Source organism: Flavobacterium zhairuonense (assembly GCF_004352915.1).
Classification (GTDB): domain Bacteria; phylum Bacteroidota; class Bacteroidia; order Flavobacteriales; family Flavobacteriaceae; genus Flavobacterium; species Flavobacterium zhairuonense.
Map to the genome: position 1 here is coordinate 166,002 of NZ_SJSY01000073.1, position 20,048 is coordinate 186,049.

Genomic DNA, 20,048 nt, shown 5'->3' on the forward strand with positions numbered 1-20,048 from the left:
ATTATGAAAAATATAAAAATAAAATACCTTTTGCCTTTTATCATGGCATTTATGGTGCTGGGAGTGTTTTCATCTTGTAGTAATGATGAAGCTTCAAGTAGTGGAGGTGGTCCTGTAATTACAAGCGTATCATTATCTAAAGAAGGGACTTTGGTTCCGGTAACGGTTGGTGATCCTAAAAATTACTATATCATTCAAGGAACTGGGCTTTCGACTGTTTCAAAAATCTATTTTAATGATTTTGATACCTATTTCAATCCAACATTAGTGACAGATACTGCAATATTTGTATTGATTGATGAGAAAACGCCTTATGCAAATTCTAGCAATAAATTAAAGCTGGTTACTAAGCAAGGGACGGTTTTATACGACTTTGTGGTGGCGCCACCAACGCCAAAATTCAACAGCTATAATTCAATTAATGCGGCTGCTGGTGACATTGTAACAGTTTATGGTGATTATTTCTTGAATCCAACAGTAAAAGTTGGTACAATTGATGTGCCGGTTATTTCTTCTACATTGACAGAAATTAAGTTTAAAATGCCAGCAAATGCTACAGACAAATATGTGACTGTAACAAATATTTCAGGTTCTACAACTTCTGAAGAGGCTGTTGGGTCAGCTTTATATGATGATATCTTGCAAGGAGATGCTGGACACTGGATGTGGAACGGCGCAGATACTTTTGACACAAATTTCAAAGACGATAAAGTTCAAGGTGAAGCTGCAATTAAATTTGTTTTTGGAGGATGGAATGGAGCAGATATGAAGTTTAATTCGAGAGATATTTCAAAATATAAAGCATTCAGAGTAAAAGTGAAGAGTGTTTCGACGAATACTGCCGCAAGTGTGATATTTGTTTTTGGAGGTTGGGCGTATCAAATCAAAAAAACAATAACATCGCAATGGACAACAATTGAGATTCCGTTCTCTGATATTGGAAATCCAACAACTTTCGATCAGTTGACGCTTCAAGAATCAGGAAATTTTGGTGGCAACACAATTCTTATGGATGACATGGGATTTGTTTTGAAATAGTAAGCAGTAATTTGGTTTGAGTTTTGTTGAAATATTCCCTAATTAAATGATTAGGGAATATTTTTTTTAGAATAATTAATTAGAAGTTTTAAAATGAAAAAGATTATTTCAGTACTTGTTTTGTTTGTTTCGATCTTAAGTTTCGGACAAGGAAATACACATAATCAAACAGGAGGGAAATTTGAAGGTTTGGCAATGACGCCACCAATGGGGTGGAACTCTTGGAATACCTTTGGGACGGACATCAATGAAAAACTAGTAAAAGAAACGGCAGATATTATGGTTTCATCTGGATTGGCAGCTGCTGGGTACAATTATATTGTTTTGGATGACGGTTGGATGACACACGAGCGTGATGCAAATGGTGATTTAATTCCAGATCCAGTTAAATTTCCTAGCGGAATGAAAGCGCTTGTTGATTATGTACACGGCAAAGGTTTGAAATTTGGCTTGTACAATTGTGCAGGAATTCAAACTTGCGCGGGATATCCGGGAACTCGTGGTTATGAATATCAAGATGCTCGTTTTTATGCTAAATTAGGAATCGATTTCCTTAAATATGATTGGTGCAACACGAAAGGAATTTCAGCTCCCGAAGCTTATACGACAATGAGCAATGCATTGAAAACTGCTGGAAGACCAATTGTTTTCAGTTTGTGCGAATGGGGAGACAATCAGCCATGGGAATGGGGTAAACCAGTTGGTAATCTTTGGAGAATTTCAGGCGATATTTATCCTTGTTTTGATTGCGAATTCAAGCATCCAGAAAATTGGTCCTCTTGGGGATTTATGAAAATTGCAGAAATGCGAAAAGATATCCGTAAATATTCTGGTCCGGATCATTGGAATGATTTTGACATGATGGAAGTTGGAAACGAAATGAATGATATCGAAGACAAAGCGCATTTTGCAATGTGGTGCATGTTGTCATCGCCATTATTTACAGGAAACGATTATCGAAAGATGTCGAAAGAAACATTGGCGATTTTAACTAATAAAGATTTAATTGCTGTTAATCAGGACAAATTAGGAATTCAAGGATTTAAATATACTGCTGAAGATGGTTTAGAAGTTTGGGTTAAGCCTTTGTCAGATGGAAATTGGGCAATTACTTTTTTAAACAGAAGTGATGTTGCAAAAAAGGTTAATTTCGATTTTAAAAAGAATATAATAAAAGACGCAGATTTTGGCTATGAAGCTGATTTTAATAAGGTGACTTATAAAATAAAAGATCTTTGGAAAAACAAAGAAATTGGGACAACTAAAAAGAGTTTTATTTCAGACCTTGCTTCTCATGATGTAATTACACTTCGATTAACTCCTTAAATTTTAAATTTATGAAATCAAAAGCTTGTTTTCTTAGTCTTGTTCTGTTGGTAATTGCCTGTAATTTGCAGGCTCAGTTTGTCAAAAAACATGGCCAGTTAAGTGTAAAAGGTACTCAGTTGGTAGACCAAAATAGCGAGCCAATTGTTTTACGAGGTTTAAGTTTTGGCTGGCATAGCATGTGGCCGAGATTTTACAATGAAAAAGCAGTTAGCTGGCTTAAAAGAGATTTTAATTGTAATGTTGTTAGAGCTGCGACGGGAATTGAGTTAGGGGAGTGGTCTTACATGAAGGATCCGCAATTTGCAAAAGAAAAGATTGAAGCGGTTGTAAATGGCGCCATCAAATCAGATGTTTATGTAATTATCGATTGGCACAGTCATAATGTTAATTTGAAGGAAGCTTCAGCTTTTTTTGCAGAGATGTCAAAGAAATATGCTAAATATCCTAATATAATATATGAGGTGTTCAATGAGCCGGATTATGAAACTTGGTGGGAGGTCAAAACATATGCTGAGGAGATAATACGCATAATTAGAGAAAATGATCCTAATAATGTCATTTTGGTTGGTTGTCCGCATTGGGATCAAGATGTAAATCTCCCTGCCGAAGATCCAATTTTAGGGTACAATAATATAATGTACACCATGCATTTTTACGCGGCTACGCATGGTAAGAACTTGCGAGATCGAACTGATGCTGCGATAAATAGTGGCTTGCCTATTTTTGTTTCTGAATCTGCAGGAATGGAAGCTTCAGGCGATGGGCCGTTAAATATGAAAGCTTGGCAAGAATATATTGATTGGATGGAAGACAGAAAACTTAGCTGGATAACATGGTCAGTTTCAGATAAAGATGAAACTTGTTCTATTTTGAAGAAATCGGCAAAGTCTGAAGGAAAATGGAAAGATGAAGATTTGAAAGAATCTGGAATCAAGGTTAGGGAGTTTTTGAAAAAATATAATACTCAGGAGTAGTACAATTATCCTATTTCCTTTATAGGCCTGTTCATTTTTTTGAACAGGCTTTTTTTTGTTTTAAAATCAAAAATGACTAGAGAGACCAAAAGGTTTTTGGAAACTTTTGTAGGGGTGTTTTTGTAGGAATTTTTGTTTTTGAGAATGAGTGTTTTTGATTGAGATAATTTTTGAAGTAAAATTCACTTTTGTTTTAATTTTTACAATACCCCCTAAAAAAATAGGGGTAGTTGTTTTTTTTAAATGTTTTTTGGTGTGTTTTTGGTTCTATTTTTTGTTTGTATTTCATTTTTTGTGTGATTTTAAGTGTGTAAAAGGTAAAATAGCATTGTTGAATTTTCAAAAATGAATCCGTATAAATATCAAATAACGATTATTGCTTCCTTAATTTTTGTAATCCATAATTCTGCTTCTAAAACGTCAAAAAAGTACTTTTGGATTGTTCTACTCATACAAAAGTTAATAAATTCGCTAATGAAAATGAAGGGGTTTTTTGAGGGTGATGAGGGATTTTAGAATTGACATATACTATTAATTACAGCTATATAAAGATTAACTAACCAGAATCAATTAATAACCAAAAACCAATTAAAACATGAAAAAAGTATTACACATTTTTGCCGCGATGTTAACGAGTTCTTTTGCTTTTGCTCAAGATGATACAGAAACAGCAACTTCACCAGCGACGACATGGGGCGGATCAGCAGATGCGTATTATAAATACGATTTTTCGAAACAAATGAATGGATTAACGAGCTTTACCAACTCTCAGAATTCATTTGAACTAGGAATGGCGTCTGTAGAAGCAGGTCACACTTTCGGAAAAGCTTCTGTATTTGTAGACTTAGGATTCGGAAAAAGAGCCGGCGAATTTTCATACAATGAAACAACAGATAAAGATATAAATGCAAAATTTTTGATTAAACAATTGTTTTTTACATATAATGTTACTGATAAGTTTAAGTTTGTAGCGGGTAGTTTTGGTACTCATATAGGATATGAAGTTCTAGATGCTGTCGATAATAAAAACTACAGTATGTCATATGCTTTCTCTTATGGACCTTTCTTTAATACAGGGGTAAAAGCGCAATATACTTCAGGGAAGTTTACAGCAATGTTTGGGATCACTAATCCAACAGATTTTAAATCAGCAATGGATGCCGGTTCAACTCAAAAAACATTCATTGGACAGCTAGGGTATATTGGTGAAACAGGAAGCGCTTATTTGAATTTTACATCAGGAAGTGCAAATCCTGCGTCTGACGAAAATAAAACACAAATCGATTTTGTGGCATCAAAAACAATAAGTGATAGTTTTGCTCTTGGTTTTAATGCAACTTATGCTAAAACAAAAAATGATTTTGACAGCGATTTAGATGGAGAATGGTTCTCATTAGTAGGATACGCAAATTATTCATTCTCTCCATCATTATTATTGGCTTACAGAATGGAATATTTTGATGCAAAAGATGCTGCGCCAAGTTTAGGAACTTTAACAGGTTCAAATGTATTTGCAAACACAGTTTCTTTAAACTATAAAGTTGGAAAATTGACTATAATTCCTGAGTTAAGATACGATGCTGCTTCTGAAGATATCTTTTTAGATAAAGATGCATTGCCAACAGGCGGATCGTTCTATGCTCTGGTAGCTACAACATACTCTTTCTAGAGATAAAGATTGATATTTTTTTTTTTTTTTTGGAGCTGTCGAAACATATTAATGTTTTGGCAGCTTTTTTATTGGTATAAAATGTGAAACCCACGTGCTTTAATCAGCAAATGTTTTATATGTCGATTTAGTGTTTTTAGAGATGCAATGTAGCATAGCAGTGTGTCTTTTCGTTGCGATAATAAAATTTATTGGGGATAAACAATCGAAATGGCACGCAGAGCACGCAGATTAAATAGGTTTACGTAGCTAAAAAAAACAATGATAATCTGTCAATCTTTGATCTGTGAGTTATTGGCAAGATAAGAAAATATAAAAAAAGAGGCTGTTTTGTACAGCCTCTTTGATTTTGTGTGGAACTATTACTGAACTTGTTTTTTGTAAATCGAGTAAATAGTATCTATTGTTTTTCGGTCTAGCGTTGGAGTTACATCAGTTTGAATGTAATGCAGCTTAAAAGCCATAATTGCCGCCGAAAGATTTTTTGTATTATAACCAATGATTCTCAAAGCCGGCTCAATTTTAAAATCAAAAGGAGCTTCTTCTAAAACTTCATCTGGCCAAATTCCGAAGCCTTTTTCTGCCAATGTTTTCCAAGGAAATAAGGCACTTGGGTCTTGTTTTCTTCCTGGAGCGATATCAGAATGGCCTATTATATTTTGAGTTGGAATATTGTAGTCTTTTTTCAATTTTGTCAAAAGAGCAACAAGACTGCTGATTTGGCTTTCCGTAAAAGGTTTGAATCCATTATTATCTAATTCAATTCCGATTGAGTTTGAATTGATGTCCGTATTTTTTCCCCAAGTTGATGCTCCTGCATGCCATGCTCTTAAATAATCATTAAGCATTTGCACAACTTTTCCGTTTTCCGAAATAATATAATGAGCGCTTACTTGTGTTTTGGTTTTTGTAAAAGTATTTATGGTTTGTTTAAGAGAATCCTGAGCTGTATGATGAATGATAATAAAGCTTGGTTTTCTTAAATTGAAATTCACAGTTCCAATCCACTCGGTTGTGATGCCATTTACTAAATGAGTAGAACCTGTTTTTGATAAAGTATCTTTTACAATGCCTAATTGAGCGGCATAAGTAGTATCAATCACAACTGGGCTAATTGCCGGAATTGCTTGAGGATCTTTACTCGTGATCTGGTTTTCTAAAGTCTTAAGCTGCTGATCGTAAACCTTCTCAGTGCTTTTATATGGATTTGTAGAGCAAGAAGTTATGATAATTGCTAAAATCAAATAACATAAATGTTTTTTTATCATGGTCATTTACATTTTGAGATGAAGTTTTTTTGGTGTTATTCTTCTGCTTTTTTTGTTTTTTCTTCTTCGGTTGCCTCTTTATGATCTTTAGAGTCTTTTTTCTTTTTTGATTTTTCTTTTTGAACTCCTTTGAAATTGGCCATAAATTCTTTGTACTTTTCTATTTGTTCAGCACTCAAAAATGCATTTACTTTTTTAGTAGTACTTTCTCTTAAAGCGTTAATTTGTTCAATTTTTTGCTCTTGGCTACTGCTTTCATTTTTCAAAAGTACACCTTGTTCTCTAATACTGTCTGCTAAAGCGTTAGTGATAGCAATAGCTTGAAGGTCATCAAGTTTAAGTTCAGGTCTCATTTGCTCAACGATTTTCGCAGCAGTTTCTTCTGCAGGAATTTCTTTTGGCTTGCTTGGAGTGCTTTGTGGCCCAGCCATCATGCTTCTGTCCATACCCATTCCGCCACCGCGTCCGTAACCTCCATAACCTCCACCGTAGCCGCTGTTATAACCACCATATTGAGCTGATGCTGCATTAACACAGCACAAAGCAAAAATCAAAAGAAAAAAAATGTTCGTAGGTTTCATAATTAGTTTTTTATCTAAATTGATAATAGTTAGCGTAAATTTAAGCAGGTTCTCCGTATAAATCAAATTCTGTTGCTTCAATTATCTTGATATTAACAAATTCACCAGTTTTTACATAATGTTTAGAGGCATCAATCAAAACTTCGTTGTCAACATCTGGGCTGTCGAATTCTGTTCGGCCAACAAAATGAGCGCCTTCTTTTCTGTCAATAATGCATTTGAAAACTTTGCCAACTTTTTCTTGGTTCAAATCCCAAGAAATTTGCGATTGTAATTCCATTATTTCGTTTGCTCGGGCTTGTTTTACATCGTCCGGAACGTCGTCTTCCAATAAATAAGCATGTGTATTTTCTTCATGAGAATAAGCGAAACATCCCATTCTGTCAAATTTCATTTCTTGAACAAAATCTTTCAAAATTTCAAAATCTTCTTGAGTTTCACCTGGATATCCAACAATCAAAGTTGTTCTGATTGCCATTCCTGGTACCGAAGCACGGAAATCTTTCAATAATTGAGTCGTTTTGGCTTGAGTTGTACCACGACGCATTGATTTTAAGATAGAATCAGAAATGTGTTGCAATGGAATATCAATATAATTACAGATTTTCGGCTCGCGTTTCATAATTTCTAAAACATCCATTGGGAAACCAGTTGGGAAAGCATAATGTAAACGAATCCATTCGATTCCTTCAACTTTGACCAATGCTTCTAAAAGTTCTCCAAGATTTCTCTTTTTATAAAGATCAAGACCATAATAAGTTAAGTCTTGCGCAATTAAAATTAATTCTTTAACGCCATTTTTGGCTAAACCTTCAGCTTCTTTTACTAATTTTTCAATTGGCTGAGAAACGTGAGAGCCACGCATTAAGGGAATAGCGCAAAAACTGCAAGGTCTGTCGCAACCTTCTGCAATTTTTAAGTAAGCATAGTTCTTTGGAGTCGTTGTTAAACGTTCGCCTAATAATTCATGTTTATAGTCAGCGCCTAAAGCTTTTAATAATTGAGGCAACTCAGTTGTTCCAAAATATTGATCTACATTGGGGATTTCTTTTTCTAGGTCTGGTCTATAGCGTTCAGATAAGCATCCGGTAACGAAAACTTTGTCAACTAATCCTTTGTCTTTTTTATCGGCATATTCCAAAATCATATTAACAGATTCGGCTTTAGCATTATCAATAAAACCGCAAGTGTTGATTACAATAATGTTTCCTTCTTTTTCTGCAGGAGCCTCGTGTTCAACTTCTTTTCCATTCGCACGCAGCTGTCCCATAAGGACTTCGCTGTCATAAACATTTTTTGAACACCCAAGAGTGATTACGTTAATTTTGTTCTTTTTTAAAGACTTGGTTCTCATACTTTTATAAATTGGAGTGCAAAATTACACTTTTTTATTCAATCACCGCTTATTTCGGTTTCTTTTAGGTGTTTTTTATGAAGCTAATCCTTCTGTTTTCTATGTTCTTCGCATTTCTGAAGGCTTTCGTTAAGGCTAAAAAAAAATCCGCCAAGAAAAGAACTTGACGGAAATCTTCAATCATCTATTTTGATTTTTAATTACAATTCAAATAATAAAGTAAGAGTTACATTGTTTAGTTTTGAAGTAATGTTGGCTCCATCGGTGAATCCTGTTGCGAAAAATCCTTGATTTGATTTTCTTTCCATATAAGAATAAGCCAAATCTAATTTTGTGCCACCAAAGCTATATCCCAAACCTCCTGAGTAGCTGTTTAAATCGCCGATTGTTCTTCCGTCATTATAAGGGCTTCCTTCAAAACGGTAACCTCCACGAAGACTCACTCTTTGAATTTTGTATTCAGCACCAATTCTTAATTCGCCATTTGATGTCAATTGATTGCTCATATCTGCATTCAATCCTCTGAATCCTGGATCGCTTGTTGGTTTATATTTTGTGTTTCCGTAATTTTTAATGGAATAATCAACACTGATTAGGCCTGATTTTCCGAAAACATAAGCGCCACTGAAAGTAAATTTATCAGGTGTCTGCAAAGTATATCGATCATAAACGTTAATCAAATTCGGATTAACGTTTTCACGTATTTCTGGACCGCCTGTAGCTTGTCTTGTTGTTGATAAACTTTGTGCGACTTCATCATATAAATCATACCAGGTATTTGATTCGTATGCAACACCAAGTCTTAAGCCATCAGTAACTTTGGCGATGGCTCCTAATTGAAAAGAAAATCCATTTCCGTAAGTGTATAAGTCGTTATTGAAACGTAGGTTAGATATTGTCTCGCGAGCTTCTAAAGGATTGCTATTGTCTTCATAAAAACTGCTCGATCTTCTGTAATCTGTAATATGTACGTTTAAGTTGGCTCCGAAATAAATTCTGTCCTTGTATGAAGTAGCAATGTTGAAAGTCAATTTGCTGTTGTAACCAGTAGTATAGACTTCATTTTCTTGGTAATAATTTCCTCCAGCAGGAACAGCAGAAACGTATTGGGTGTTGTTGGCATCATTTGGATTAACAGGGTCAATCACATATCCTTTATATCCGAAATAAGCTTGCTGTTCGTCATAATACATGTCTCGGTATGGAACTCCAGTAATTACGTCTAGTGGTATTCCATTTGCGTAAGTCAAAAAATATTGGTCAATTGAGTTTCTAGGATTTGTTCCGGCAGAAAATATATTGTTATTAAAATTATTCGTGTTTTCATAAGTTGTTCCAATTGCAATTTTTTTCCAATTATTATTTGGATTATGATCATGGAAAACAAAAACAGCTCCAGCTTGATTCAAGATAAATGAATTGTCTTTGTCGCTGGTTTCAGTTCCGAAATAATTGGAGTTGTTCTTCTTGGTTTGATTGCTAAAAGAAACCCCAATTTGATTGTTATTGAATACAGCAGATCCAGCTGGATTGACAGTTAAGGCTGATAAATCTCCTCCAACAGCTCCAAATGCACCACTCATTGCTCGGTATCTTGCCGTTCCGGTCAAGTTATCTTGTGCATAACGTACAGCATCAGATACTTCTTGTGAATGTAGAGCGCTAAAAGATAGTCCTATAGTAAAAAGGAAGAATATTTTTTTCATTTGGTTTGGTGTTTAATGTGATTGAATGATTTGATGAAAGAGGTTTTATCTTCTTCCGCCACCGCCACCGCCGTAGGATCTTCCTCCGCCGCCGCCGCCACTGTAGCCACCACCGCCACCGCTGCTTCTCATGCTTCCGCCACCGCTGTTCATAGAACGAGATGGGCTAGGAGAGTAAGTTCTAGCTGAACTGCTGTTTGGAGTGCTGTAGCTTCTGTTGGTGGCTCCTGCACTTGATCTTCTGTTAGAATAATCATAACCACTGCTTTGACCTTGAGCTGTGCCTCTTCTATCTGTAAAAGTCGGACTTGAATATGTTCTGCCGTTTACAGAAGAACTTCTTCTATAATCTGAGTAGCTTCTACCATTGTTAGTGCTGTAGCTGCTTCTTCCTGCGTAATTTCTTGTTGTGAAATCGTTTCCGTAGCTTCTTCCGGCATAACTTCTTCCAGCATAATTTCTGCCAGCGTATGATGAGTTTCTGTATGCGTATCCTCTAGATCCGTAGTAAGCTGCGGATCCTCTTCTTCCATAGCTATATGAATAATTACCATAATATCCATAACCTGGATATCCCCATCCCGGATAACCCCAACCTGGATATCCCCATCCTGGATAATAACCCCATCCATAGTATGGATATCCCCATCCGTATCCGTAATAAGGGTAACCCCATCCAAATCCGATTCCGAAAGACCATACTGGATCAGAATAATAGGTTACAGAAGTTTCTGTTGTTCCGCTTCCCCAAGCAGGATAAGCGACTGATGCTGTTTGCGTACTATCATTTACAGCATAATTACTGTAATTATCTACATCAGTAAAAATTTCAGTTGGCTGATTTTCGTCTTGAAGCGATTTAAAGTAATCTTTATATTGGTTGTTTACACCTGTCGTGGTCGATTGTGCGTAAGTGTTAGTAGATTTGCCATAAACTCCATCATTGTCATAATAAGAAGTGTTTTGGTAAGAGCCACACGAAGCAAGCAGAAAACTCAGTAGTCCAATTAAGTAAAAGTAACTTGAGTTTTGGCGGAGATAAGTAGAAGTTTTCATATCTGTGGTGTTTTTTATTGTTGCACATTACAAAAATAGTTAGTTTTGTCAAACTATTTAGTTAAAATTATTAAAACAAAATTTGTGCCAAACTATATAATATGAGTAAGAACCTTACTACAAGATCAGAAGATTATTCGAAATGGTATAATGAACTGGTTGTAAAAGCAGACCTAGCTGAAAATTCAGGAGTTAGAGGATGTATGGTAATTAAACCATACGGATATGCTATTTGGGAAAAAATGCAGGCTGAGTTAGATCGAATGTTTAAAGAAACGGGACATCAAAATGCTTATTTTCCATTGTTCGTGCCGAAGAGCATGTTTGAAGCGGAAGAAACAAATGCGGAAGGATTTGCAAAAGAATGCGCTGTTGTAACACATTATAGATTAAAGAATGATGAGGAACGACCAGGGAAACTTATGGTCGATCCAAATGCAAAGCTAGAAGAAGAGTTGATTGTTCGTCCTACAAGTGAGGCGATTATTTGGTCTACATATAAAGGATGGGTGCAGTCTTATAGAGATTTGCCTTTGTTGATTAACCAATGGGCGAATGTGGTTCGTTGGGAAATGCGTACGCGTTTGTTTTTAAGAACTGCTGAGTTTTTATGGCAAGAAGGACACACAGCGCACGCTACAAAAGCAGAAGCTATTGAAGAGTCTGAAAAAATGATGAACGTTTATGCTGATTTTGCTGAAAACTTTATGGCAATTCCTGTTGTAAAAGGTTTTAAAACAGAAACAGAGCGTTTTGCAGGTGCTGATGAAACTTATTGTATTGAGGCTTTAATGCAAGATGGAAAAGCGTTGCAGGCTGGAACTTCTCACTTTTTAGGTCAAAATTTCGCAAAAGCATTTGACGTGAAGTTTGCTAATGCAGAAGGAAAGCAAGAACATGTTTGGGGGACTTCTTGGGGAGTTTCTACTCGTTTGATGGGGGCGTTGATTATGACGCATTCTGATGATCAAGGATTGGTATTGCCTCCAAATTTGGCTCCGATACAAGTTGTAATTGTGCCAATTCACAAAACAGACGAACAATTAGCAGAAATAACAGCTGCGGTTAATGAATTGACGGCAAAACTGAAAAAGCTGAAAATTTCAGTGAAGTATGATGACAGAACCACTCAAAAGCCAGGATTCAAATTTGCTGAATGGGAATTAAAAGGAGTTCCTGTTAGAATTGCCGTTGGGCCAAAAGATTTAGAAAATGGAACTTTTGAAGTTGCAAGACGTGATAATTTGTCGAAAGAAGTTGTAGCTGCAGAGAAAATCGTTGATTATGTAAATGATCTGTTAGAACAGATTCAAAACGATTTATTTACTAAAGCGCTAAATTATCGTAATACGCATATTACACAAGTAAATAATTTTGAAGAGTTTAAAGAAGTTTTAGAAGGCAAAGGAGGATTTATTTCTGCTCACTGGGACGGAACTGCAGCGACAGAGGAAAAGATAAAAGATCTAACAAAAGCGACGATTCGTTGCATTCCTTTAGATGCTGTTGAAGAGGCGGGAGCCTGCGTGTTTACTGGGAATCCTTCGTCTAAAAGAGTGCTTTTTGCTAAGGCGTATTAAAAAATAATATATTTTTTTGCGTTAGGTGTTGTGCAAATAAAAAATAGATGTATCTTTGCATCCGCAATACAGAAGCGCGGTCCGTTCGTCTATCGGTTAGGACGCCAGGTTTTCATCCTGGTAAGGGGGGTTCGATTCCCCCACGGACTACAAGTTATATTACATATTGAATAGTTTCCAACTTAGGAGAATTTAGGTCCGTTCGTCTAGGGGTTAGGACGCCAGGTTTTCATCCTGGTAACAGGGGTTCGATTCCCCTACGGACTACAAAATTAGTTGTAAATAAGTTTTGTAAAACAAAAATTGGTGTCTCGGTTTTTGTTTTATTAGTTAAAACCAAAGTGATTGTTTTGCAATTGTGGGAGGTTTTTCTTTTTTAACTAGTATTTATAATAATTATTACATCTAAAATTAAAAGAAATGGCAAATCATAAGTCAGCTTTAAAAAGAATCAGAAGCAACGAAAAAAGAAGAGTTCTTAACAGATACCAACACAAAACTACTCGTAATGCTATCAAAGCATTAAGATTAGCTACTGATAAATCTGATGCTACGGCAAAATTATCAACTGTAATCTCTATGATTGATAAATTAGCTAAAAAGAACATCATTCACGATAACAAAGCTTCTAACTTGAAGTCTAAATTAACGAAACATGTTGCTAAATTGTAATTAAAACAATTTAATAGATATTAAAAAAGTCCTCTTTTAGAGGACTTTTTTGTTTTATATTCCAAACTCGTTTTTGAAAAATAAAAAATCCAAATTCCATTAGTCTGTTGGAATTTGGATTTTTAATATTGAAATCTAATTTATAGGTCTATTTTCTTTTTAAGGTATTCCAGCATTGGCTGTGTAATTGGTTTTGAAAGGAAATCTATTATTATAGGATATTTTTTTGCTTTGGCTAAATCTTCAGGGTCTATTGTAGAAGATAAGACAATTACATTAGCGGTATTAAATTCTTTATAATCGGTGGAAGTGAAATGGTCTAAGAACTCCCAGCCACCCATAACTGGCATATTAAGGTCTAAAAGGATTAATTCGGGTTTTTTATTGTCTTTGTTTTTGTTGTTGGTGTATTTTAAAGTGTTAAAGTGATGAAGGGCTTCTTCACCATTTTGAGCTGTTATAATTTCATGACAAATTTGTGACTTCGAAATTACTTTTTTACATAACATTAACGTGATTGGGTCGTCGTCAATGCATAAAATCTGCTCGAGCATGATGTTAATTTTTAAATGTTATTGTAAAGGTTGTCCCTTTGTTGACTTCGCTTTCTATACTAATTGTTCCTCCCATAGTTTCAACTTGAGATTTTACTAGGTATAAACCAAGTCCTTTGCTGTCTGGATAATTGTGAAATCTTTGATATAGACCAAAAACCTTGTCGCGGTTTCTTTCTAAATCAATACCAATTCCGTTGTCCTTAAATGTCAATATCGCTTTATTGTCGATTTGTTCTGCAACAATAGATATTTTTAGCTTTCTGTTTTCTGATTTGTATTTTATAGAATTGGTGAGCAAATTAAGCAAAATGCTTTCAATATATGCCTTGTTTGTGTTCAATAAAGGAACGCGTTCAAATTTAAGCTTTATTATTGGTTTGTGCAGTTCGATTTGAAAAGATAATTGACTAAAGACATTTTCAAAGACTTCTTTTAAAGAAACCTCTTCTTTTTGCATCGAAGGATTGTCTTTGATGATGATAACTTTTACTAAATCATTAATTGTTTCATTTAATAAATGAGTTGATTTGGTAAACCCGCCTAAAATCTCTTCGAGCTCTGGATTTTCGATTGGAATATCTTCGATAAGATTCAGAAGCCCGATTAAATTGGATAATGGGGCTCTTAAGTTGTGGGAAGTGATGTATGAAAATTGTTTTAAATCCTTATTGTTTTGAGTTAATTCTCTAATAAGATGCTCTTTCTCGGTTTCAAGCTTTTTTTCTTCGGTGATATCTCTTTGAATTGAAATCCAGTGTGAAATTGATCCTTCGTTGTTGAAAATCGGGATCATAGAAAAACGGACCCAATATTCTTCTTTTTGCTTGGTATAGCTGATGGTTTCAATTAAGCATTCTTCTTCATTTTTGATTGCTCGCAATAGTTTTTTTAATTCTTCAGAATCTGATTTTGGTCCTTTGAAAATATTTGGAGATTTGCCAACAATTTCGTTTGATAAGTATCCTGACATTTGTGAGAAAGCAGGATTTACATAGACAATTCTCGGAATTTTTCGTGCCTGCGAGTTGGCTTCTGTAATTAAAATGGAATCTTTGGATTGAGTGATTACTGTTTCTAATAATTTTAGTCGCTGTTCTTCTTCTTTTTGTTTTGTAATATCTTGAATGGCTCCTATCATTCTAATGGCTCTTCCATTTTCGTCTTTCAATAAAAAGCCTCGGTCCAAAACATATTTGTAGCTTCCATCGGCGCATCTGAATCGATATTGATCTTGCCATTTCTCGGTTTTTTGCTCAATAAAAGAATATAATTTTATAGACATTCTGATGCTATCTTCCGGGTGAATTTTGTCAAACCACCACTTAGAAGTTTTACCAACTTCGTTTGGATTATAGCCAAAAACACCTTCGATTCCTTTGTTCCAGTTTATGCTGTCTTCCTGAATTTTCCAGTCCCAAATGGTGTCGCTTGTTGCTTTTGCTACAATGTCATATTTTTCGTTGGATTCTTTTATTTCTTCGTTTGTTTCTTTTAATTTTTTGAAAACAGTCACATTGTGTTTTTCATTTTTTGAAACTATATATTTGAAAAACAATGCGGTAGTTAAAATGAAGAAAATGTCTTTTAGGAAAAAAAGATAAAAATATTTAACGTCTGAAAAATAAGAGGTAAGTATTTTATGACAGAGTACCGCCATAAATAATGATACTAGAATGTAAACTAGAGTAATTTGGAGAGTTTTACTTTTCATTACTTCAAATATAGTTAATTTAACTATAATTAAACAATAAGTAAAGTTCAATTTAAGGGCTGTATTTAGATGTTTTGTATTAACTAATTGATTGTATATACGCAAACTATGTTAGAAACGTTTTTTTTTAGAAAATAAAGTGTACCTTTGCAGCCATTAAAAATCACAGATGGAATCTATTAGAAACATTGCAATTATTGCCCACGTCGATCACGGTAAAACAACTTTGGTTGATAAAATTATGTATCACTGTCAGTTATTTCGTGAAAACGAAAACACAGGTGATTTAATTCTAGATAATAATGATTTAGAGCGTGAGAGAGGTATTACTATTACTTCTAAAAACGTATCAGTTCAATATAAAGGAACAAAAATCAATATTATTGACACTCCAGGCCACGCGGATTTTGGAGGTGAAGTTGAACGTGTATTGAACATGGCCGATGGTGTATGTTTGCTAGTGGATGCTTTTGAAGGTCCAATGCCACAAACACGTTTCGTGTTACAAAAAGCTATTGATTTAGGTTTGAAACCATGTGTGGTTATCAATAAAGTTGATAAAGAAAACTGTACTCCTGAAGAAGTTCACGAAAAAGTTTTTGACTTAATGTTTGAATTAGGTGCTACTGAAGAGCAATTGGATTTCCCAACTGTTTATGGTTCTGCTAAAAACAACTGGATGTCTGATGACTGGAAAGTTCAAACTCAAAACATTGAGCCGTTATTAGACATGGTTATCGCTAATGTTCCAGCTCCTAAAGTTTCTGAAGGAACTCCACAAATGTTGATTACATCTTTAGATTTCTCTTCTTTTACAGGTCGTATCGCTATTGGTCGTCTTGAAAGAGGTGTTTTGAAAGAAGGGTCTCCAATTTCTTTAGTAAAAAGAGATGGTAAAGTAATCAAATCAAGAATTAAAGAATTACATACTTTCGAAGGTTTAGGCCGTAGAAAAGTTGAAGAAGTTGTTGCTGGTGATATTTGTGCTGTTGTAGGTATTGAAGGTTTTGAAATTGGAGATACTATCGCTGACTTTGAAAATCCTGAAGCTTTACAAACAATTGCTATTGACGAGCCAACAATGAGTATGTTGTTTACAATTAACGATTCTCCTTTCTTTGGTAAAGAAGGTAAATTTGTTACTTCTAGACACATCCGTGAGAGATTAACAAAAGAGTTAGAGAAAAACTTAGCGATGAAAGTTGGAGAAACTGATTCTGCTGATAAATTTATGGTTTTTGGTCGTGGTGTACTTCACTTATCTGTTCTTATTGAAACAATGAGAAGAGAAGGGTATGAGCTTCAAATTGGTCAGCCACAAGTTATCATCAAAGAAGTTGATGGTGTTAAATGTGAGCCAATTGAGGAATTAACTATCGATTTACCAGAAAACCTTTCAGGTAGAGCGGTTGAATTCGTGACTATCCGTAAAGGTGAAATGCTTTCTATGGAAGGTAAAGGTGAGCGTATGATCATTAAATTCAACATTCCATCTCGTGGAATTATCGGTTTAAGAAATCAATTGCTTACTGCTACTGCTGGTGAAGCTATTATGGCGCACCGTTTCATTGGGTATGAACCATACAAAGGAGAAATTCCTGGACGTAACAACGGTTCATTAATTTCTATGGAAAACGGAAAAGCTATTCCTTACTCTATCGATAAATTACAAGATCGTGGTAAATTCTTCGTTGATCCTAACGAGGATATCTACGAAGGACAAGTAATTGGAGAAAACACTCGTAGCGACGATATGACTGTTAACGTTACTAAAACGAAAAAACTTTCTAACGTACGTTCTTCTGGAGCTGATGATAAAGCTAGAATTATTCCAGCTATCAAATTCTCATTAGAAGAAGCTTTAGAGTACATTCAAAAAGATGAGTATGTTGAAGTTACTCCAAAATCTCTTCGTTTAAGAAAGATTTACTTAAGTGAAACGGATAGAAAAAGATACAAAATCTAATTCGTTTTAACTTTCAATATAAAATCCCAAATTCCAATTAGGAGTTTGGGATTTTTTTTAGTGTTTTTTTTGAGTTTGGAATTTTAAAAGTTTTATCTTTTTAAGCTAAAATGACCTTTTGTTTCTCGTCCATCTTCTAGTTTTAAAGTGTACCAATAATCATCTGCCGGCATTGGACTTCCCGTGAAAGTTCCGTCCCAGCCATCACTTGAGGCAGTTATTTGCTTTATTAATTTTCCATATCGATCGAAAATAAAAATTTTGGCACCCGAATTGAAAGTGTCATTTGCTCCTAGGATGTTCCAATAATCATTATAACCATCATTATTTGGAGTAAAGAATTGTGGTACACCAATAATAGCGATCGTTTTGCTTATCAATCCACAATTTTTTTTATCATTAACATAGACTTCATAAATTCCAGCTTTTAGATTGTCAAAGACATTTGAATCTTGGAAAGAAGTATTTGGATCGCCAAGACTAAATTCATAATCTCCTTTACCGTTTACATTAATCGTAACCTTATTAGAATTGCCAATTTTTAAATCTTCAATATCAATACTTTTTATAGTAGCTGTATTTGAAGCTATGACTTCGATGGTTCTTGTTTTGGAACAATTGTTTTTATTGGTTGCAGTGACACTATAAGTTCCAGTACTATTGACTTCTAAATTATGCATTTTTTTATTAGGAATCTCGTTTCCATCTTTTTTCCAACTAAAAGAAAAATCAGCTAATGTGCTCAAATCAATAATTCCGGCATCTAATTTTGCAAAGTAAGAGACATCATTATCGCAGACATTGGTTGTGGTATCTTCGGCTAATTGCGGTAATCTGCTGACCTCAAGCTTGATTTTGCTGATGCCAAAACATTGATTTCCTTCTTCTATTCTGGCAAAAGCAAAATCATTATACGGTATTATATTTTTATATACAGACGGATCGGTAATAGCATTTTGTTCGAGTAAAGCATCATTTTCGGTAGGATAGTATTTTAATTCCTGACCGGTGGTAATTAGAATTTTGGCTTCAATTAAATTAAATAAATGTATTCCATCTTCAGTTCCGTCAGCATCACATTCTATTTCCAATGAATATACTTTTTCTGGTATCTTATTCGCTTCTAATACGAGGTTTGATATACTGCTGCATTTTAATTTTGAGTCGGTTATTCTTGCAAATAATGTTTGAGGATTGGTAGTATTGGTATAAGCGGCAGGTAATGGATTAATGCCGTTAAAGGCGTCTGTTTTATTTAAATAAAAGGATGTTTCTAGCTCAGGGTTGTTATTGGTGAGCAAGACATTTGCTTCATTTAGATTAAATAACACTAGTCCGTTTGCATTTTCTCCAACATCGCATTGTGTTAACTTGATGTTATTGACAGGTGGAGGAGAGATTACGTTAATTTTGATTTCTCCAATTGCTGAGTCAAGTTTGCTTGAAGCTTTTATAAATATGGATTGTTGAAATGGCGTTGTATTGCTAAAAAGATTTGACAATTCATTGGTATTGTTGTCTGCGTCATTTTGAGTTGGATAATAATGAATTTCAAGACCAGAAACGTCATCATTATTAAAAATTAGTTTTGTTAATTGATCAAAAAAAATGCTGGTTTTTCCATCGAGCGGATCTGAATCATTTCCGTCACAAATTTCAACTTTGTTTGTAGGAATGACTACTTTGTCGTCTATTTTGAGTATGAAAGAACTAGTTGTGTAACATTGAGTGACCAAATTTGTGATTCTTACAAAAATTGTTTCTGGGCCAGTCGTAACTTTATAAGCTGTTGGATTTTTTATAGGATTTGCATTGATGATTGCATCGTTTGAAGAATTGTGATAGGTTACTTTTACATTTGTCTGATTTCCAACGATTTTTGGAGAATTTATGGTTAGGTCAAAATTTATAGTTGAATTGCCTCCACTACTATAGTCTGATTTTGAGATATCTAATTCTGTAGCTGTTGATGTGCTTATGGTTGGAGCTTCGTCGAATGTTGCAGTTCCAAGCCATTCCAGGGAAAAATTGCTGACACCAATTGGCCTGTCTATAACAACAAAATAAGAATCACCTGCATTAGCATCTATCCATCTGATAAACCCGTCGCCTTTGAACGATGGGCCTTCGGACAAGTCTTCATAATCGCCGGTCATTCCAGTATTATTAGTCGTCAATTTTGCTGCGTTCGGATTTGTAGTGGAACATCTGATCGGCGAAATTAATGAAGTGCAGCTTGCATTTGGGCCAAATACGAAAAAGTCAAAATCTTCATTAAGATCATTGCTTTCTGGTTTGATTATAAAACCAAATGTGCCAGAAGTCTTTATGGAGATTTTAAGCCACAAGCTATTGTGTTCGAATGAATCGCAGCTAGTTTTCAAATCGATTTCTTGGATATTTCCAAATCCTTGCAGACTTAAACCTTTAAATCCGGAGTTTCCACAAACAGCAAGTGCATCACCACAGTCGTTTTGTGAATAAAGATTGATAGAAAATAAAAATAGAATTAGTAATGTTTTACATAGACTCATTTTGTGTGGATTTACAGTAAATATAAGGTAAATTCTACAAAAAAAAGGTGAGT

The 20,048-nt window shown here is 34.7% G+C and carries 15 protein-coding genes and 2 tRNA genes; 9 read left to right on the top strand and 8 right to left on the bottom strand.

Going from position 1 to position 20,048, the window contains the following annotated elements; all coding sequences use genetic code 11:
• Window positions 1-3 precede the first annotated feature (3 nt).
• From EYY60_RS12895 to EYY60_RS12910, 4 genes are all read left to right on the top strand, one after another.
• Complete coding sequence (locus tag EYY60_RS12895; protein ID WP_132989726.1) at window positions 4-1,038, top strand: IPT/TIG domain-containing protein; 1,035 nt, start codon at window positions 4-6, stop codon at window positions 1,036-1,038.
• Window positions 1,039-1,131: 93 nt separating this feature from the next.
• Entirely contained in the window at window positions 1,132-2,364 is a 1,233-nt protein-coding gene (locus tag EYY60_RS12900) for a glycoside hydrolase family 27 protein (protein ID WP_132989727.1), read from the top strand.
• 11 nt (window positions 2,365-2,375) lie between these two features.
• The gene (locus EYY60_RS12905; RefSeq protein WP_132989728.1) at window positions 2,376-3,341 is read left to right on the top strand and encodes a glycoside hydrolase family 5 protein; all 966 of its coding nucleotides are present in this window, start codon (window positions 2,376-2,378) and stop codon (window positions 3,339-3,341) included.
• Between the two features lie 595 nt (window positions 3,342-3,936).
• Window positions 3,937-5,010, top strand: a complete 1,074-nt coding sequence (locus EYY60_RS12910) for an outer membrane beta-barrel protein (protein WP_132989729.1) — start codon at window positions 3,937-3,939, stop codon at window positions 5,008-5,010.
• A gap of 362 nt (window positions 5,011-5,372) precedes the next feature.
• On the opposite strand, the gene EYY60_RS12915 is transcribed toward EYY60_RS12910, so the two are convergent.
• The 5 genes from EYY60_RS12915 to EYY60_RS12935 form a co-directional block, all read right to left on the bottom strand.
• Window positions 5,373-6,278, bottom strand: a complete 906-nt coding sequence (locus EYY60_RS12915; protein WP_132989730.1) for an N-acetylmuramoyl-L-alanine amidase — start codon at window positions 6,276-6,278, stop codon at window positions 5,373-5,375.
• A gap of 35 nt (window positions 6,279-6,313) precedes the next feature.
• Window positions 6,314-6,859 (bottom strand): hypothetical protein, encoded by a 546-nt coding sequence (locus EYY60_RS12920; RefSeq protein ID WP_132989731.1) that lies wholly within the window; start codon window positions 6,857-6,859, stop codon window positions 6,314-6,316.
• A gap of 40 nt (window positions 6,860-6,899) precedes the next feature.
• The gene (rimO, locus tag EYY60_RS12925) at window positions 6,900-8,213 is read right to left on the bottom strand and encodes a 30S ribosomal protein S12 methylthiotransferase RimO (RefSeq protein ID WP_132989732.1); all 1,314 of its coding nucleotides are present in this window, start codon (window positions 8,211-8,213) and stop codon (window positions 6,900-6,902) included.
• 200 nt (window positions 8,214-8,413) lie between these two features.
• Window positions 8,414-9,919: an OmpP1/FadL family transporter gene (locus EYY60_RS12930; RefSeq protein ID WP_132989733.1), complete on the bottom strand. Its 1,506-nt coding sequence runs from the start codon at window positions 9,917-9,919 to the stop codon at window positions 8,414-8,416.
• Window positions 9,920-9,964: 45 nt separating this feature from the next.
• Window positions 9,965-10,975 (bottom strand): hypothetical protein, encoded by a 1,011-nt coding sequence (locus EYY60_RS12935; protein ID WP_132989734.1) that lies wholly within the window; start codon window positions 10,973-10,975, stop codon window positions 9,965-9,967.
• A gap of 101 nt (window positions 10,976-11,076) precedes the next feature.
• Between EYY60_RS12935 and proS the strand changes: the two genes are divergently transcribed.
• The 4 genes from proS (at window position 11,077) to rpsT (ending at window position 13,227) form a co-directional block, all read left to right on the top strand.
• The gene (proS, locus tag EYY60_RS12940) at window positions 11,077-12,555 is read left to right on the top strand and encodes a proline--tRNA ligase (RefSeq protein WP_132989735.1); all 1,479 of its coding nucleotides are present in this window, start codon (window positions 11,077-11,079) and stop codon (window positions 12,553-12,555) included.
• A gap of 78 nt (window positions 12,556-12,633) precedes the next feature.
• Window positions 12,634-12,705, top strand: a tRNA-Glu gene (locus EYY60_RS12945).
• A 45-nt stretch (window positions 12,706-12,750) separates the two neighbouring features.
• Window positions 12,751-12,822, top strand: a tRNA-Glu gene (locus EYY60_RS12950).
• 153 nt (window positions 12,823-12,975) lie between these two features.
• A complete protein-coding gene (rpsT, locus tag EYY60_RS12955; protein WP_089052957.1) occupies window positions 12,976-13,227 on the top strand; it encodes a 30S ribosomal protein S20 in 252 nt (83 codons plus the stop codon).
• Between the two features lie 140 nt (window positions 13,228-13,367).
• Here rpsT and EYY60_RS12960 read toward each other — a convergent pair whose 3' ends face one another.
• Window positions 13,368-13,781 (bottom strand): response regulator, encoded by a 414-nt coding sequence (locus EYY60_RS12960; RefSeq protein ID WP_132989736.1) that lies wholly within the window; start codon window positions 13,779-13,781, stop codon window positions 13,368-13,370.
• Window positions 13,782-13,785: 4 nt separating this feature from the next.
• On the bottom strand, window positions 13,786-15,495 hold the full coding sequence (locus EYY60_RS12965) for a PAS domain-containing sensor histidine kinase (protein ID WP_132989737.1): 1,710 nt from the start codon (window positions 15,493-15,495) through the stop codon (window positions 13,786-13,788).
• Between the two features lie 169 nt (window positions 15,496-15,664).
• Between EYY60_RS12965 and typA the strand changes: the two genes are divergently transcribed.
• Window positions 15,665-17,461, top strand: a complete 1,797-nt coding sequence (gene typA, locus EYY60_RS12970) for a translational GTPase TypA (protein ID WP_132989738.1) — start codon at window positions 15,665-15,667, stop codon at window positions 17,459-17,461.
• Window positions 17,462-17,553: 92 nt separating this feature from the next.
• Here the strand turns inward: typA and EYY60_RS12975 are convergent, their stop codons facing one another.
• A complete protein-coding gene (locus tag EYY60_RS12975; RefSeq protein ID WP_132989739.1) occupies window positions 17,554-19,995 on the bottom strand; it encodes a T9SS type B sorting domain-containing protein in 2,442 nt (813 codons plus the stop codon).
• Between the last annotated feature and the right edge of the window lie 53 nt (window positions 19,996-20,048).

Bases quoted from the DNA above. Each gene is read 5' to 3' on its own strand.
- EYY60_RS12900 (WP_132989727.1), top strand. From the start codon at position 1,132: ATGAAAAAGATTATTTCAGTACTTGTTTTGTTTGTTTCGATCTTAAGT.
- EYY60_RS12975 (WP_132989739.1), bottom strand. From the start codon at position 19,995: ATGAGTCTATGTAAAACATTACTAATTCTATTTTTATTTTCTATCAAT.
- rpsT (WP_089052957.1), top strand. From the start codon at position 12,976: ATGGCAAATCATAAGTCAGCTTTAAAAAGAATCAGAAGCAACGAAAAA.
- EYY60_RS12910 (WP_132989729.1), top strand. From the start codon at position 3,937: ATGAAAAAAGTATTACACATTTTTGCCGCGATGTTAACGAGTTCTTTT.
- EYY60_RS12930 (WP_132989733.1), bottom strand. From the start codon at position 9,919: ATGAAAAAAATATTCTTCCTTTTTACTATAGGACTATCTTTTAGCGCT.
- EYY60_RS12960 (WP_132989736.1), bottom strand. From the start codon at position 13,781: ATGCTCGAGCAGATTTTATGCATTGACGACGACCCAATCACGTTAATG.
- EYY60_RS12905 (WP_132989728.1), top strand. From the start codon at position 2,376: ATGAAATCAAAAGCTTGTTTTCTTAGTCTTGTTCTGTTGGTAATTGCC.
- EYY60_RS12915 (WP_132989730.1), bottom strand. From the start codon at position 6,278: ATGATAAAAAAACATTTATGTTATTTGATTTTAGCAATTATCATAACT.
- rimO (WP_132989732.1), bottom strand. From the start codon at position 8,213: ATGAGAACCAAGTCTTTAAAAAAGAACAAAATTAACGTAATCACTCTT.
- EYY60_RS12965 (WP_132989737.1), bottom strand. From the start codon at position 15,495: ATGAAAAGTAAAACTCTCCAAATTACTCTAGTTTACATTCTAGTATCA.
- EYY60_RS12895 (WP_132989726.1), top strand. From the start codon at position 4: ATGAAAAATATAAAAATAAAATACCTTTTGCCTTTTATCATGGCATTT.
- typA (WP_132989738.1), top strand. From the start codon at position 15,665: ATGGAATCTATTAGAAACATTGCAATTATTGCCCACGTCGATCACGGT.
- EYY60_RS12935 (WP_132989734.1), bottom strand. From the start codon at position 10,975: ATGAAAACTTCTACTTATCTCCGCCAAAACTCAAGTTACTTTTACTTA.
- EYY60_RS12920 (WP_132989731.1), bottom strand. From the start codon at position 6,859: ATGAAACCTACGAACATTTTTTTTCTTTTGATTTTTGCTTTGTGCTGT.
- proS (WP_132989735.1), top strand. From the start codon at position 11,077: ATGAGTAAGAACCTTACTACAAGATCAGAAGATTATTCGAAATGGTAT.